Raw genomic sequence first — 17471 nt, forward strand, 5'->3', positions numbered from 1 at the left:
CATTCCCTAATTTTACATTGTTTCAAATATTTAATTGGCACAGTTTTGTATTGTAATTATACTATTATGAAAAAACTACATTTAATTTTCGGTATATTCATGTTTGCACAATTCGGCAATGCACAACAAGGCGATTCATATGAATCGCTTTGGGAAAAGGTTGAAAAACTTGAGACCGAAGATTTATCTAAATCAGCATTAAATCTGATTGAAACCATATCAAAAAAAGCACGTCTTGAAAAAAACGAGACTCAAATCATAAAGTCACTTCTCTATAAATCAAAATTCGCCTTGATTTTAGAGGAAGATGCTGAATTAAATATCGTTAATGATTTTAAAGTTGAGATAGCCATTGCAGAAGGTTCAACAAAAAACATACTTCACAGTTACTTGGCAAATATCTATTGGCAATACTTTCAGCAAAACAGATATACATTTTATAATCGTACAACCACTGAAACAAAAGTAGACAACGTTGATTTCAGAACTTGGGACTTAAACACCCTTTTTCAAGAAATTGATGTTCATTTTCAAGCATCCTTAGAAAACCCAGAAGTACTACAGAAATTACCGATTTCTAACTTTAATGTAATTTTAAATAAAGTAAAGGAATCTTCAGAATTTAGGCCTACGTTATTCGACCTATTAGCGCATAATGCCCTAAGCTTTTATACTACTAGTGAGAATAGCATACAAAAGCCCGCAGATGCCTTTGAAATTGACAATACAGAGGTGTTATGTGAAGCATATTCGTTCAGTTTTTTAAATGCTGATTCTACTGATGCCAATTCACTTCAATCAAAAGCCTTGAAGATTTACCAGCAGTTAGTTTCTTTTCATTTTGGCAATGCAGATATACGACCATTGGTATTAGTAGATATTGAACGCTTGCTTTTCATACATCAATTTGCAACGTTTGCCAACAAGGATAATTTATTAATTGAAGTACTGCAAAACTCCGCCGAAAGCATTAAAAATAGTCCGCTTTCCGGTTTATATACGTTTGAAATAGCCTATCGATATCAACAAATGGGTGGCACATACAACCCAAAAACCAATGAAGAACATCAATGGAAACTCAAGGAAGCCATTGCGCTGTGTGATAAGGTAATTACAAAATTTCCTAAAAGTAGATCTGCAAAAAAGTGCCAAGCATTAAAATCACAAATTGAAACGCCGTTTATTCAATTATTGACGGAAAAGCACATTCCTACTAATACTATCGGTAGGCTATTAGTTACCTATAAGAGCTATGAGAATATTCAGTTAACAGCCTATAGAATTTCTAAAAAACAGTTAGAGGAACTTAACGAATTATATCCCGAAGCGAAAAAATTAACCTTCCTTAAAAATCTTTCTGTTCAAACAACATGGAATTCTACACTTAAAACTGAAAACGATTTTCAAACGCATAGTACCGAAATTTCTATGCCTGCGCTGGCAAATGGTTATTATGCTATTGTAGTACAGTCAAAAGATAAGAGCGATTCAATTTTCAGTTATGAGAGCATACAAGCAACTAATTTTGCACTAAGTGAAACCCAAACCGATACGCATCAAATTTATCAAGTAATTGATCGTAACAACGGAAAGCCAATTGTAAGCGCCAAAGTGATTTTCAACTATCGCAAGAATTACAATTCCCCTGCAAAAAGTGAACATTTTACGACCGACTCACAAGGTAAATTTTCAATTAAAAGAAATGAGGATAATAGAAGTAGTATTTACATCACCATTAAAAAGGATAAGGAGATAGCCTATTTTGGTGATTACTACATTAGTAGAGGTTATCCTCAAAACGCCACTAGGGTAGATAACAATTGCTTTCTTTTTACCGACCGTAGTATTTATAGACCAGGACAACCTGTATACTTTAAAGGTATTGCCGTCCGTAATGAAAATGGCAAATCGAGCATTTTGGAGAACACTATAATACACGTTAAACTTAATGATGTAAATGGTCAAGAAATAGGAACTCAAAAGTTAATTACTAATGAATTTGGCTCATTGTCTGGTGAATTTATTCTACCAGTAGGTGGCCTCTCTGGTTTCTTCTCTATTAATGTGTATTCAGATGAACTTAACTTGAACGGTAATAAAAGCTTTTCGGTCGAGGAATATAAGCGTCCAAAATTTGAAACTTCATTTGACCAAATTACGGAAACCTATAAAGTCAATGACAGTATTAAAGTTTCTGGTAAAGCGACAGCCTATGCAGGTAGCTCTATCTCAGATGCCAAAGTAGTGTACAGAGTTAAAAGAATAGTGAATTTTCCTAGGTGGTATTATTGGTATCGCCCATATTTTAATGGCACTCCGCAAGAAATAACACATGGCGAAACGACCACCGATGCATCAGGAAAATATGAAATTGAATTTAAGGCGATACCCGATACAAGTTTTAAGAAAAGTGATTTACCAACGTTCAATTATGAAGTAACGGCAGATGTTACCGATATTAATGGCGAAACACGAAGTACTACAACAAATGTATATGTAGGGTATCATTCTCTAAATATAAATTTGATGATATCCTCTGTTCTTGAAAAACAAACAAAAGATGCTAAGTTCAGTATTTCTAGCGCTAATTTAAATGGCGCATCTGTGGCTGCAACTGGTGTTATTAAATTATACAAATTACAAGCACCCAATAATGTATTACGCCCAAGATCATGGCCTGCTCCAGATTATGCCGGCTTTACAAAACAAGAGTTTAAAAAATTGTATCCGCATGATGCATACAAAGATGAGGATAACCCGCTAAACTGGGAGAAAGGTAAACTGGTTTGGAAAACGTCTTTTGATACTAGTAAATCTTCAGAAATTCTTCTTGGAAAGCTTAAAAATTGGGATTCTGGCAAATACATAATGGAACTAGAATCTAATGATAAATTCGGTCAAGCTGTAAAAGATGTAGCCCTTATTACCTTAACAGGGGATGAAGGCGAATTAGCGGACAATCAATTATTTCAGGTTAAAACGGATAAGAGCGAGTACTCCATTGGCGACAAAGCAAAAATTACATTTTTATCGAATGCCAAAGACCTCAACATTATGGTCAGTATAGAAAAGAACCATGAAGTAGTCGATTCGATGCTCATTAACCTGCATAACAATTCAAAAACCATAACGGTATCCGTAACTGAAAAAGATTTAGGCGGATTTGCCATTAACTACAGTTATGCATTCTACAACTCGTTTCAAGCACAAAGTAAAAATATTCAAGTACCCTATCCTGATAGTGATTTACAGATTGAAACCCTCGCGTTTAGAGACAAATTAGTTCCAGGCACGGCCGAAACTTGGTCTTTTAAGATAATGGGGGCCAAAGGCGATAAAGTATCGGCAGAGCTATTGGCAAGCATGTATGATGCTTCTTTAGACCAGTTCGCTTATCATAATTGGAATTTTGATCCGATGTATCGGCCAACTTATTATTCCGCGATTAGAACAAGTGCTACTAAAAGCTTCTCGAAGAGTCATTTCAATACCCATCAAAGTTATGGCGGCTATAGCTATTCGGAGTTAGGATTTGATACGTTCGATTGGTTTGAATTTCATTTTGGTTCTTATGGAAGATTATATGAATCGAGATCAAGAAAATTGAATTCTGCTGCTCCGATAGCCTCTGGGATAATGGAAAATTCAGCTTCTTTAGAGGATCTTGATACTGTTGATTATTCAGGTTCTGTAATGGAAGATGAACTTCAAGGTAAAGCGGCAGGTGTTGCTATTAGTTCTCCAGAAGAGCCAGAATCTAAAGAAGAAAAAACAAATTTTGATTCGGTGGGTATTCGTAAAAACCTTCAAGAAACTGCATTTTTCTTTCCGCAACTACAAACCGATAAAGATGGGAATGTAACGTTTAGTTTCACAATACCAGAAGCATTAACACGATGGAATTTGCAACTTCTAGCGCATAATAAAAACTTAGAGAGTACAACTAAAAATCTGAATACGGTAACACAAAAAGAATTGATGGTGATACCAAATACTCCTCGTTTTTTACGCGAAGGTGATGAAATAATTATCAGTACAAAGATTGCCAATTTAACCGATAGGACACTTTATGGCCAAGCCAAACTAGAATTAGTAGATGCACAAACGGGTTTGGACATTTTGCCCAGATTGATTGAAACTCCTTTAGAAAAAATGTCACATCCTATTGATCAAAGACCTTTTGAAGTAGATTCTATGGGAAATACACAAGTGTCGTGGCAATTGAATATACCCGAAGGGCTACAAACGGTTCAATATAAGATTATCGCAAAAGCAGGAGACTTTGGTGATGGGGAACAAAATATGTTACCTGTTTTGACAAACAGAACCTTAGTGACCGAATCGATGCCCATGTGGGTTCGCAGCAACCAGACAAAGACATTTTATTTGGATAAATTGAAGAATGTGTCCTCAACTACGCTCAAACACCACAAACTGACTTTGGAAATCACTTCAAATCCGGCATGGTATGCTGTACAGGCACTACCCTATTTAATGGAGTATCCATACGAATGCAACGAACAAACATTCTCGAAATATTACGCGAATACCTTGGCAAGCCATATAGCCACTAGTAATCCTAGAATTAAGGAAGTGTTCGAACAATGGGCCAATTCAGATGCCTTGCTAAGTAATCTTGAAAAAAATGAAGAATTAAAATCCTTATTAATTCAAGAAACACCTTGGTTACGTGATGCCCAATCTGAAAGCGTGCAAAAGAAACGAATTGGATTATTGTTCAATATGAACAAAATGCAGAGTGAGCAAGAACTTGCATTAAACAAATTAATGCAAAATCAAAAAGTAAATGGTGCTTGGCCTTGGTTTAATGGCGGACCAGATAATAGATATATCACCCAACATATCATTACTGGCCTAGGACATTTGAATCACTTAAATATTGCCTCTTCTATGACCAACAACCAATCTGAGATGATCGATAAGGCAATTGGTTATTTAGATAGCGAGTTCGTTAAGGAGTATGAAGAAATGAAGAAGCGTGCTACGAACATAAATGATGACCATTTGAGTGCAACCCAGGTTCATTATTTATATATGAGAAGTTTTTTTAAGGAGATTAAAACTTCTAAAAAAGTTGATGAAGTAATCGCATACTACCTAAATCAAGCGAGAAAGTATTGGACAAATAAAGGTTTGTATGCTCAAGGAATGTTGACATTGACCTTATATAGAATTGAGGATATGAAAACTGCATCCAAAATCTTACTTTCCCTTGAAGAAAATAGTATTACCAACGAAGAACTAGGGATGTATTGGAAGAAAAATACGGGTTCTTGGTTTTGGTACCAAGCCCCTATTGAAACCCAAGCATTGTTGATAGAGGCATTTTCTGAAATTCGACCAACCGATTTAGAGACCATTGATAATCTTAAAATTTGGTTGCTCAAAAACAAACAAACCAATCAATGGAATAGCACCAAGGCAACCACCGAAGCTGTATATGCTTTATTATTACAAGGCAATAAATGGCTATCTATTACTGACGCTGTAGATGTTTTAGTAGGAGGACAAGCAATAAACCCTTCTATATTAGAAGATGTAAAAACAGAAGCTGGAACAGGCTATTTCAAAACATCTTGGAACAGTAGCGAAATAAAACCTAAAATGGGTGAAGTTCAAATTGGCAAAAAAGGTAATGGTATTGCTTGGGGTGCTTTATACTGGCAATATTTCGAGGATTTAGACAAAATAACCTCTACTGAAACTCCGCTGCAATTAAAGAAAAAACTCTTCTTAAAAAAGAACACGGAGACAGGTGAACTTATTTCTGAAATCTCAAAAGGAACAGAATTAAAAGTTGGAGACCTTGTTCGGGTTCGAATAGAATTGAAGTCTGACCGAGATATGGAATTCATTCACATGAAAGATATGCGCGCGGCAGGTTTTGAACCTGTAAATGTGATATCTAGATTTAAATGGCAAGATGGTTTAGGGTACTATGAAAGCACGAAAGATGCTAGTACAAACTTCTTTTTTGACTTTTTACCTAAGGGTGTTTATGTATTCGAATATGATGTTCGTGTAAACAATGCCGGTGATTTCAGCAATGGCATTACTTCCATACATAGTATGTATGCCCCAGAATTTAGTAGTCATAGTGAAGGTGTTCGTGTTAACGTGGAAGGTCAATAGAACATAACGTTATTACTAACATAGTTTAGTAATCCCTTGATGAATTACCATCATCTTACAGGTTACCATGTATCTCACTAAGACAAATTAATAATTTTCTTATACCTCATAGAAAAAAGGACATAAAAAAAGGCGCTACTCTGTAGCGCCTTTTCTAATACTTTATACAAAGATTTACCAAATATGCACTCTCTTTTCAGGAGCTAGATACATGGCATCACCTTCTTTAATACCAAAAGCATCGTAGAACTCTTGAATATTTAATAGTGGTTGAGTTGCTCTAACCATTCCTGGAGAATGTGGATCCGTCTTGATTTGTGTTCTTAAGGCTTCATCTCTACTCTTAGTTCTCCAAACAGTTGCCCAAGACATAAAAAAGCGTTGCTCAGGAGTAAAACCATCAATATCTTCAGGACGACCATTCTCTGCATAGTATCTTTGAAGTCCGTCATAAGCACCTAACAAACCACCTAAATCACCAATATTCTCACCTAAGGTGAATTTGCCATTTACGTTAACGCCTTCTAATACCGAAACGCTATCATATTGCACTGCCAAAGCATCGGCTCTTTCGGTAAAGGCTTTCAAATCTTGTTCGGTCCACCAGTTTTTTAAATTACCATCCGCATCAAAACGAGAACCACTATCATCAAAAGCATGTGAGATTTCATGTCCGATAACGGCACCTATTCCGCCATAATTCACTGCCTCATCAGCTGTATAGTTGTAGAAAGGTGGCTGTAGAATAGCTGCTGGAAAAACAATCTCGTTGTTCAATGGGTTAAAATATGCATTTACAGTTTGTGGAGACATTCCCCATTCCGTCTTATCTACAGGCTCCCCTATATCAGCAAAGTTTTTTAATTCGCCCCATTTATCAACAGCTGTCATATTCTCGAAATACGATTTATCCTTCGATACATTCATAGTAGAGTAATCTTCCCATTTATCTGGATAGGCAATCTTCACGGTAAATTTATCTAACTTCTCAATTGCTTTTGTTTTGGTCGAATCGCTCATCCAATCCAAAACAGAAATACGCTCTTTGAAAGCCTCTATGACATTGGCAATCATTAATTCCGCTTTTGCCTTTGCCTCTGGTGGAAATTTAGCATCAACATACAACTGACCTAAAGCTTCGCCAACAGTATTATTCACAGTTGCTAAGGCACGTTCATCTGCAGCACGTTGTTCTTTTGCTCCACTTAAATATTTACTGTAAAATTCCCAATCAGCTGTTTCTATATCGGTAGTAAGTCTTCCCGCTGCACTATTAAAAGTATCCCATCTCACCAAGCTCTTTATATCCTCTATTGATGTTTCCTTCAAAAAGGTATCCAATGCTTCGGTATATCTTAACTGAGTAACCAAAAGTGTATCGAACTTTTTAGTAATACCTATATCAGAAATAAGTTTATTCAAATCTATGGTCGTTAACATTTTGTCAGCATCGGCAATAGATCTCGGATTATTATAATTTCTGGCATCTCTACTTTCTACCTTATCCAATCTTGGTTCAGCAAGTCTGGTTTCCATAGCAAGAATTTTTTCGGCAGCTTTTGTAGCATCTACTTCCGCATCTCCTAACCTTTGCAACATTTTTGATATATGCCTTTTATATTCTTCACGAATTTCTATAGATTTTTCATCTTGCTCTAAATAGAAATCACGATCTGGGAGTCCTAATCCATTAGCTCCCAAATAAACAGCGTTCATACTACTGTTATTTAAATCAGCACCAGCCCCTATACCTAAAAACGGGGAAGAAACCGCGGCATTAGTAGCTAGAACAGTTTGTAAATCTTTTAGATTTTTTACGGATGCAATAGCATCTAATGCTGGTTGTAAAGGTGTAATACCAGCTTTATTTCTTGCAGCTGAATCTAATTTCGTATCAAAAATCGCCAATGCTTTTGCTTGGTCAGTATTTGCAGCATAATTTCCACTTTCCTTTGCAGTTGCCAATATTTTTAAAACATCATCATCTGTTGATTTACGAAGTACACTGAACCCACCCCAACTTGTTCTATCATCTGGAATTTCGGTAAACTTCATCCAATTTCCATTAACATAGTTATAGAAATCTGATTTAGGATTTTGTGTAGTGTCCATGTTCGCTAGGACGATACCAGGTATTTTTTCGGCTTCAGCAGTAGGTTTAGCTTCCTCCTTACAAGAAGCTAGAGCTACCAAACCGGCAGCCAGAAAATAAATTTTTTTCATGTTATGAGTTAGTTTTAAACGTGATGTTTTATTTGACGCTCTTTTTGTGTTTTGTTACAAAAATAACAGGATTTTATGACCAACGCATTTTTTTCCATCCTAACTGACAACATTAACATTTGACTATTACCACTTTACTTAGGGGTAAAAATTAAAAAATCCTAAAATAAATAGCTAGATCATGTTAACTCAGTGAAAGTACCACTGCACTCATTGTACATTTTATAAGAATGCATTCCATTATACTTTAGGGGTATACATACAAAACCACTGAATTATGAAAAGCTCAATTACAATTACCGTAAAAGAACCCTGCAAAGAAAAATTCACTAATTTTAGTAAAACCGATAAAGGTGGATTTTGCAATAGTTGCCAAAAAGAGATCATTGATTTTACCAAAACATCGAATGAAGAACTTATTCGTCATTTTAAAACGGCATCGAATAAAACCTGTGGTAAGTTTAAAGCATCGCAACTATCAACCTATAAAACCAATTCTTTCTACCCTATGAACAATTCAATATTATCTAAAGGAATAGGAATGATGACCTTATCGCTCTTGGCATTATGTACTATGCCAATTAGCGGGCAAGAAACTGCAAGCCTTGAAACTAATCTTGAAGTAGTTTCTACACAAACTGTGGGTCAAATTATCATTATTGAAGCTGAACAAGAACAATTTTTAGTGAAGGGCACAGTGCTCGATGAAGCCAATGAACCATTACCAGGAGTTAATGTTGTACTTAAGGGTACAACTGTAGGTATTCAGACAGGTATTGATGGAAAGTATGAATTTCCACAAGAACTAGAGGTTAATGATGTTTTAGTGTTTAGTTATATTGGTTATGAAACCAAAACTTATAAAGTTACCGCCAGCAAATCTTCCACCATAGACGTTAATATTACGTTTGACACTTATGATGTTGAGCTAATGGGTGAAGTTGTAATCAATGGGACTTATAGAAGTAAAAGAAATATATTTCAAAAGTTCATTTCCATCTTCAAATAATGAGATCAGTATTTGTATTCTCGTTATTATCATTTTATATCTCATACGCTCAGCGTTCAGATTTTAATGATATTAATTTCAAAAAAGCTGATAGTGTTGCGGAAATTCATAAAGGAGAAAGTTTAAGGAATTTACCTGTACTTACTCATAATTTAACAGCACCATTAGATACCGATGTTGAGAAATTTAGGGCAATCTACACATGGATAAGTTCAAATATCGAGAATGATTATTCTTCGTATTTAAAAATCAGCAATAAAAGAAAGAGGCTTGTCAATGACAGGCAAGCCTTTTTAGAATGGAATAGTAGCATAACACCCAAAGTCTTCGAAAGGTTACTTACCGAACGAAAAACGGCGTGTACAGGGTATGCATATTTGGTTAAAGAGATGGCTAACCTTGCCGGTTTTAATTGCGAAATTATTGATGGCTATGGGCGTACTCCAACATTGCTATTAAAAGAGGATAGCGCGCCAAATCATTCATGGAATACAATTGAAATAAACAATAAATGGTATCTATGTGATGCCACTTGGTCTGCCGGGCAAACTATTCTTGAGGATGGAAACGCCAGGTTTGAACCAGATTATTTCGATGGATATTTTTTAGCTGAACCTAAACTGTTTGTGAAAAATCATTATTCAATTAATTCAGAAGAAATAAAGCTCAAAGGCACACAAAATTTCACAGCGTTTATTGAAGGCCCGGTTATTTACAAGGAAGCTTTTTTAGCTCCCATAATTCCCGTAAGCCCTCAAAAGATGTATATCTATATTAAGAAGGGCGATGTAGTTACATTCAAATTAAATGCGCCTGATAATTTTAAAGAAGAAAAGTTTCAATTACTAATTAATAATGGTGGTCGACAAAAACCCATTCAGCCTAATACTATACGAAACCAAAATAAAATCAGTTTAATTTATCGTTTTGAAAAAATAGGTTTACACGATGTGCATATTTTGGTAGATGATGACCTTATTTCTACGTATGTAGTAAAAGTGAAAAAAGTTCGACAATAAAAGTGATTAAACAAACTTATTTCGGGGGATATTTGCTAAATATTTTATCGACTACGGCTTGTAATTTCTCTGATTTTTCTGTGGGTGTATCACCTTCACGAAAAGGACTTTCACTAATTGCTTGCCAAATTAACATGTCTTTATTCGAGTCGACAAAATCTATCTGTAATTCTCTTGTTAATTTTGGTCCACCAACAGGAATTCCGATAGAAACTCCTCCGCCTAGATTACCACCTCCTCCACCAAGTCCAACACCTACATTGTTGCCTTGCTGAGACTTAAATACAGAACTTTTAATATTGATAAAAATATCGGGTTCTTCTGCAAACATGAATCCTTTTTCACCTAAAGTAGCATCTAAGGCATCCATTAATCTTTTCTCGTCTAATTGACCGAGACCCGTTTCCATGTCTGTGAAATAATTATAAGTAGTATATGAATTGAAATCGGTCTGGTTATCATAGTCATAATTAACTCGAGCGACTCCGCATGAGGTCAAAAGAAGTAATAAAACACTAAATAAGAAGATTCTCATGATATTGTCTTTCTTTAAAATTAAAGAAAAATAAAGCTTAATTCGAGTTTTTAAGCAGGTATTCGATTAAGAGTTGAGCATTGCCCAGAGCTTATCCTTTAATTCAACAATTCCCATTTGGGCAACCGATGAAATAAACATAAATGGTGTGCCCTTTAAATCTTTATTCAATTCCTCTCTCATTTCATCCATGAGTTCGTCATCTAGCATATCACTTTTTGAGATACATATTAAACGATCTTTATCAAGCAATTCAGGGTTGTAACGTCTTAACTCATCTAACAAAATCTCATATTCCTTACTTATATCTTTACTATCTGCCGGAATTAAAAAAAGTAAGTTTGAATTACGCTCAATGTGTCTTAAGAAATAATGACCTAAGCCTTTACCTTCCGCTGCCCCTTCAATTATACCAGGAATATCGGCCATTACAAAACTCTTAAAATCGCGGTATTCTACAATACCTAAGTTCGGTTTCAATGTGGTAAACTCGTAATCGGCAATTTTTGGTTTTGCTGAAGTTATAACCGACAATAAGGTTGATTTACCAGCATTGGGGAAACCTACCAAACCAACATCGGCCAATACTTTTAATTCTAGTAAAAACTCACCCTCTAGCCCATCAACTCCCGGTTGTGCATATCTAGGAGTTTGATTGGTAGATGTTCTGAAATGCCAGTTACCGCGACCACCCATTCCACCTTTCAACAGAATTTTTTCCTCACCATGCTCCGTAATTTCAAAAAGCACATCTTTAGTCTCAAAATCTTTAATAATGGTACCTAAAGGTACATCTAAATACACATCTTCGCCGTCAGCACCAGAACTTCGGCTTTTGCTACCATGCTCACCATGACCGGCCTTAAAATGCTTTTTATATTTAAAGTTGACCAGTGTCCAAAGGTTTTCATTTCCTCTAACAATGATATGACCACCACGACCACCATCACCACCATCAGGACCACCCTTGGTAATAAATTTTTCACGGTGTAAATGCACAGATCCCTTACCTCCTTTACCAGAAGTCAAACCCACTTTTACGTAATCTACAAAATTACCTTCGGTCATTGATATTTTTTCAGTTCAAAAATCTTTAGCCAATTAATTTGACGAAAGAGAATCTTTATTATTTTATGCCTTCGATTACTTTCGTTAGTCGTTCGGTAATTTCTGTAATAGAACCAATACCGTTCACACTATGAAATTTACCTTGTGTTTCGTAAAATTCTTTTACAGGCGCAGTTTTTTGATTGTACTCGTCAAAACGATTTCTAATTTTTGTTACATCTTGATCATCACTACGGCCACTTATTTTACCTCGTTCTAAAAGTCGTTCTATTAAAACTTCGTCATTGGCTTCTAAAGCAATAGTAGCATTAATTCCCATATCCTTCGATTCTAAGAAATTATCCAATGCTTCGGCCTGTGCTGCCGTTCTTGGGAATCCATCAAAGATAAATCCATCAGCTTCAGGATTTTTTTCAACTTCCTCCATCAACATTTTTATGGTAACCTCATCAGGTACCAAATCACCTTTATCCATATATGATTTAGCCAAAGTTCCTAATGCTGTCCCATTTTTTATATTATACCGAAACACATCTCCCGTAGAAATATGCTTTAGGTTATATTTTTCTTTTAGGAATTCTGCCTGTGTGCCCTTGCCGGCTCCTGGTTTACCAAAGAGTACAAGATTGATCATATGTTTCTGGTTTAGTTGGTATATTTCTCTTAAATTTCTTCCTTGCTCTCTATAATCAAGACCATAACCCACGATAAAATTATCTGGTATGGCCAGTCCAAAATAATCAATGGCATATTCACCTTTATATACATCTGGCTTATAAAAAAGACTGGCTATTTTAAATTCCTTGACATTCGTTTTTGAAAATAAATGCACCAATTTTTGCAAAGTACGCCCTGTATCAATAATATCTTCTAAGATAATAATACTGCGACCCTCAATATTTTCTGGAACATCTAATAAGGTTTCTACAATACCTGTAGATGTTAAGCCCTGATAAGAACTCAACCTTACAAACGAAACTTCACATGGATGTTGATAGGCTTTCATTAAATCTGATACAAACATGAAAGACCCATTTAAAACACCTACAAAAATTGGTGTCTCGTCTTTGTAATCCGCAGCAATTTTATCAGCGACGCTTTTAACGGCCTGTTGAATTTCTAATTCGCTTAAATAGCGTTTAAAAAACTTGTCGTGAATTTGTATCAATTTTGTTAAATTATCAAGGTCTGCAAAGATAAGGTATTGCCTTGTGTTTTTAATTAGAAAGGAATTGGTTTCTAAGATTTAACCGTATTTTTGTGGGACTTAGTGCGTTTTTTTCACTGCTAAAAGCAACATTTATATGGATTACTTTTCTTCAGATTTCAAATTAGGCATTTTAGGTGGTGGTCAATTAGGCAAAATGATGCTGTATGAAACTCGAAAATGGGATATATATACCAAAGTTTTAGATAATTCTTCTGAGGCTCCAAGCCGTATTTCATGCAATGAATTTGTTCAAGGCAGCCTTTTAGATTATGAAACTGTATATAATTTTGGGAAAGACATTGATGTTCTTACTATCGAAATAGAAAATGTAAATCTAGATGCTTTAGAGAAATTAGAAGAGGAGGGTGTAAAAGTTTATCCACAGCCAAAAGCATTACGTATTATTCAAAATAAGGCAAAACAAAAATTGTTTTATGTAGACCACGAAATACCCACTGCAGATTTTCAGCGTTTTGCTTACTTAAGTGAAATTGAAGACAGCATTGCAAATGGTGGCCTAAAATTACCTTTTGTTTGGAAAGTGGCACAATTCGGTTATGATGGCCAAGGAGTGAAAATTGTCAGAAGCTTAGATGATTTAAAAAGTCTACCTGCCGGAGAATGCATTGCAGAAACTATGATTCCGTTTAAAAATGAATTGGCGGTCATTGTTTCTAGAAATTCTAAAGGAGAAATAAAAACCTACCCAGTGGTAGAAATGGAATTTCACCCAGAAGCCAACCAAGTAGAATATGTTATTTGCCCTGCCCGAATTGATGAAAAAGTAGCAGAAAAAGCACGTTCACTAGCATTGAAAGTTGCTGAGAAAATTGGACTTACCGGTTTATTGGCCGTTGAAATGTTTCAAACAGAAGATGACAAAATATTAGTGAACGAAGTTGCACCAAGACCTCATAATAGTGGGCATTATAGCATTGAAGCTAGCTACACCAACCAATTTGAACAACATATACGAAGTATACTGGGGTTACCCTTAGGGAACACCGATAGCAAGGTGGCTGGGATTATGGTGAATCTTGTTGGTGAAGAAGGCTATACTGGCGATGTAGTCTATAAAAACATAGAGGACATTTTGGCCATGGAAGGTGTTACTCCACATATTTATGGAAAAGCGCAAACTAGACCATTTCGAAAAATGGGCCATGTGACCATTGTTAACTATGATTTGGCCGTGGCAAGAAGTATTGCACAAAAAGTAAAGGAAACGATTCAAGTGATTTCAAAATAAAAAACATGAGTAAAGTAGCTGTAATAATGGGAAGTACTAGTGACATGCCCGTAATGCAAGAAGCCATAGACATTTTAAAAGGTTTTGATATAGAGGTTGATGTAGATATTGTATCTGCCCACAGAACACCAGAAAAATTGTTCGATTTCAGTAAAAATGCACACATTAATGGCTATTCGGTTATTATAGCCGGTGCTGGTGGGGCTGCGCATTTACCAGGCATGGTGGCCTCCATGTCTCCCCTTCCTGTAATTGGAGTTCCGGTAAAAAGTAGTAATTCTATTGATGGATGGGATTCTATCCTATCCATTCTTCAAATGCCTGGTGGAGTACCAGTAGCAACAGTTGCGCTTAATGGTGCGAAAAATGCAGGAATTTTAGCTGCACAGATAATTGGAAGCTCAGACAAATGTGTACTTGATAAAATTATTTTTTATAAAGAAGGTTTGAAACAAAAAGTAATTGAAGGCGCAAAAGCGGTAAACGGTAAATAGTTGTTCGTTTAAGCATAATTTTATTCGTTGCTCAAAAAGGCAAATCTCAATACACAAATCAAATTTCTCAATATTAGCTAAATGAATCCATTACTTTCTCCATTCGATACAGCCCCGTTTTCACAAATAAAAAACGAACATTTCAAACCTGCATTTTTAAAATCTATTGAAAATGCCAGAAAAGAAATAGATGCCATAACCTCAAATACCGAAAAACCAACTTTTGAAAACACAATTGAAGCCTTAGAATTTTCTGGCCAACAATTAGATCGTATTTCGAGTGTATTCTTTAATTTGAATTCGGCAGAAACGAATGAAGAAATTCAAAAAATAGCCCAAGAAGTATCTCCTTTACTTTCAGAATTTGGTAATGACATTACTTTGAATGAATCATTATTCAAACGAGTGAAATCGGTTTATGATCAAAAGGACTCATTAGACCTTACTGTAGAGCAAGACACACTTTTAGATAAAAAATACAAGAGTTTTAGTAGAAATGGAGCTAATTTATCCGAAGAAAAAAAGATACGTTTACGAGCCATAGATGCTAAGTTGGCAAAACTGAAATTAACTTTTGGTGAAAATGTATTAGCCGAAACGAATAAATACCGATTACACTTAACGGATGAAGCAGATTTAGACGGTCTCCCAGAAGGGGAAAAAGAAGCTGCTGCACAATTGGCTATTTCAAAAGGAAAAGAAGATGGTTGGATGATTACGTTAGATTACCCAAGTTATATTCCCTTTATGAAATATGCTAAAAATAGAGCACTACGCAAAGAACTTTCATTAGCTTTTGGCAGTAAAGGTTTTCATAATGACACGTTAGACAATCAAAAAAATGTTCTTGACATTGTAAAATTACGTTTTGAGAGAGCCACCCTTTTGGGCTATAAAACCCATGCCGATTTTGTTCTTGAGGAACGAATGGCGCAAACACCAGAAAAAGTACATTCTTTCTTAAATGAATTACTTGAAAAAGCTAAACCCGCAGCAGAACGTGAGTTTCAACAATTAGAAAATTTTGCTTTAAAACTGGACGGAATTGACCGTTTAGAAAAATGGGATGGTAGTTTTTATTCAGAAAAATTAAAGCAAGAATTATTTGACCTTGATGATGAAAAGCTAAAACCTTATTTCAAGCTTGAAAATGTTATAAACGGAGTTTTTAAAGTTGCCGAAAAATTATTCGACCTTCATTTTGAAGAAGTAGATGATATTGAGAAATACCACGACGAGGTTAAAACCTTTAAAGTGTTCGATTCCGATAAAAACTTCATTTCTTTATTTTATGCAGATTTTCACCCAAGAGCAGGTAAGCGTGGTGGTGCATGGATGACATCTTATAAATCTCAATGGAAAAGAAATGGAGAAAATGTGCGCCCACATATTTCAAACGTATGCAATTTCACCCCTTCAACAAAAAGCAAGCCTTCTTTATTGACTTTCAATGAAGTTACGACTTTGTTCCATGAATTTGGACATGGCCTTCATGGTATGCTTGCTAATACAACCTACCCTAGCTTATCTGGAACATCCGTTTTTTGGGACTTTGTAGAATTACCAAGTCAAATATTGGAAAACTGGTGCTATGAAAAAGAAGCTTTAGAATTATTTGCAACTCATTATAAAACAGGTGAAACCATACCTATGGAACTGGTTCAAAAAATAAAAGAATCCTCTACTTTTCAAGAAGGTATGCAAACCCTACGTCAATTGAGTTTTGGTTTATTGGATATGTCTTGGCATGGTATTGACCCAACAAACATTACCGATGTAAAGAAACATGAAGATGAAGCGTTCAAAAACACCACTCTTTATCCTGAGACATCAGAAACTTGTATGAGTACCGCTTTCTCCCATATTTTTCAAGGTGGATATTCATCTGGGTATTACAGCTATAAATGGGCCGAGGTTTTAGATGCAGATGCCTTTGCCTATTTTAAAGAGAAAGGTATTTTCAATAAAGAGGTCGCCACTAAGTTTAAGGATAATGTACTTTCTAAGGGTGGCACCGAAAGCCCAATGATTCTTTACAAAAGGTTTAGAGGTGCTGAACCTAAAGTTGAAGCGTTACTAGAACGCGCAGGGTTATTATAACCTAAGAGAAAACTCATATTTAATATTTATGCACAATTGCATTTATGACTAGATAAAATAACCGCAATATGCCATTCCATCTTTTCAATTGCAATGACGCTTCTTATTCTAGAAATGGATGTACCAAGCAGCGACGTACTTAATAAAAATGATTTTTTATCAGTTTTATGGTTATTACTATTTATTGAGTTTCACATTTACGTATTTTCAGCTATGCAAGACTAATCGAATAAAACTGATTTGGTTAAACAAAGCATTACTGCTTTCCGTAGTTTTTCACCATTTTCAACAGCAATTTATGTTGGTGACTTTTATGGAATAGCACCTTTTGTATATTAATGTAATAACCTTATTATTTTAGGCCTACTAAATTATTTTTTACTGCGGTATATTTCAAAAAAAATAGGTTTT

General features: G+C 35.3%; 10 protein-coding genes. 6 read left to right on the plus strand and 4 right to left on the minus strand.

Annotated elements, in window-relative coordinates; genetic code table 11:
• The first annotated feature begins 66 nt into the window (after positions 1-66).
• Positions 67-6153: an MG2 domain-containing protein gene (locus AACZ41_RS10700; RefSeq protein WP_339628439.1), complete on the plus strand. Its 6087-nt coding sequence runs from the start codon at positions 67-69 to the stop codon at positions 6151-6153.
• A 174-nt stretch (positions 6154-6327) separates the two neighbouring features.
• Here AACZ41_RS10700 and AACZ41_RS10705 read toward each other — a convergent pair whose 3' ends face one another.
• Positions 6328-8376: a M13 family metallopeptidase gene (locus tag AACZ41_RS10705; RefSeq protein ID WP_339628440.1), complete on the minus strand. Its 2049-nt coding sequence runs from the start codon at positions 8374-8376 to the stop codon at positions 6328-6330.
• A gap of 277 nt (positions 8377-8653) precedes the next feature.
• Between AACZ41_RS10705 and AACZ41_RS10710 the strand changes: the two genes are divergently transcribed.
• Together AACZ41_RS10710 and AACZ41_RS10715 are read left to right on the plus strand one after the other, a co-directional pair.
• Positions 8654-9385, plus strand: coding sequence for a carboxypeptidase-like regulatory domain-containing protein (locus tag AACZ41_RS10710; RefSeq protein WP_339628441.1), 732 nt, complete (start codon positions 8654-8656; stop codon positions 9383-9385).
• Positions 9385-10404, plus strand: a complete 1020-nt coding sequence (locus AACZ41_RS10715; protein WP_339628442.1) for a transglutaminase domain-containing protein — start codon at positions 9385-9387, stop codon at positions 10402-10404. The genes AACZ41_RS10710 and AACZ41_RS10715 overlap by 1 nt, the downstream gene beginning before the upstream one ends.
• 16 nt (positions 10405-10420) lie before the next feature.
• Here the strand turns inward: AACZ41_RS10715 and AACZ41_RS10720 are convergent, their stop codons facing one another.
• The 3 genes from AACZ41_RS10720 to AACZ41_RS10730 form a co-directional block, all read right to left on the minus strand.
• A complete protein-coding gene (locus AACZ41_RS10720) occupies positions 10421-10939 on the minus strand; it encodes a DUF4136 domain-containing protein (protein ID WP_339628443.1) in 519 nt (172 codons plus the stop codon).
• Positions 10940-11005: 66 nt separating this feature from the next.
• Positions 11006-12007 carry a GTPase ObgE gene (gene obgE / locus AACZ41_RS10725; protein WP_091623374.1) on the minus strand — a complete coding sequence of 334 codons (1002 nt, stop codon included), beginning with the start codon at positions 12005-12007 and terminating at the stop codon, positions 11006-11008.
• A 58-nt stretch (positions 12008-12065) separates the two neighbouring features.
• A complete protein-coding gene (locus AACZ41_RS10730) occupies positions 12066-13175 on the minus strand; it encodes an adenylate kinase (protein WP_339628445.1) in 1110 nt (369 codons plus the stop codon).
• Between the two features lie 136 nt (positions 13176-13311).
• Between AACZ41_RS10730 and AACZ41_RS10735 the strand changes: the two genes are divergently transcribed.
• The 3 genes from AACZ41_RS10735 (at position 13312) to AACZ41_RS10745 (ending at position 17060) form a co-directional block, all read left to right on the plus strand.
• Positions 13312-14466 carry a 5-(carboxyamino)imidazole ribonucleotide synthase gene (locus AACZ41_RS10735; RefSeq protein ID WP_339628447.1) on the plus strand — a complete coding sequence of 385 codons (1155 nt, stop codon included), beginning with the start codon at positions 13312-13314 and terminating at the stop codon, positions 14464-14466.
• 5 nt (positions 14467-14471) lie between these two features.
• Complete coding sequence (gene purE, locus AACZ41_RS10740; protein WP_339628448.1) at positions 14472-14960, plus strand: 5-(carboxyamino)imidazole ribonucleotide mutase; 489 nt, start codon at positions 14472-14474, stop codon at positions 14958-14960.
• Between the two features lie 81 nt (positions 14961-15041).
• Entirely contained in the window at positions 15042-17060 is a 2019-nt protein-coding gene (locus tag AACZ41_RS10745; protein WP_339628451.1) for a M3 family metallopeptidase, read from the plus strand.
• The last annotated feature ends 411 nt before the right edge of the window (positions 17061-17471 follow it).

This window comes from uncultured Maribacter sp. (assembly GCF_963974015.1).
Lineage (GTDB): Bacteria > Bacteroidota > Bacteroidia > Flavobacteriales > Flavobacteriaceae > Maribacter.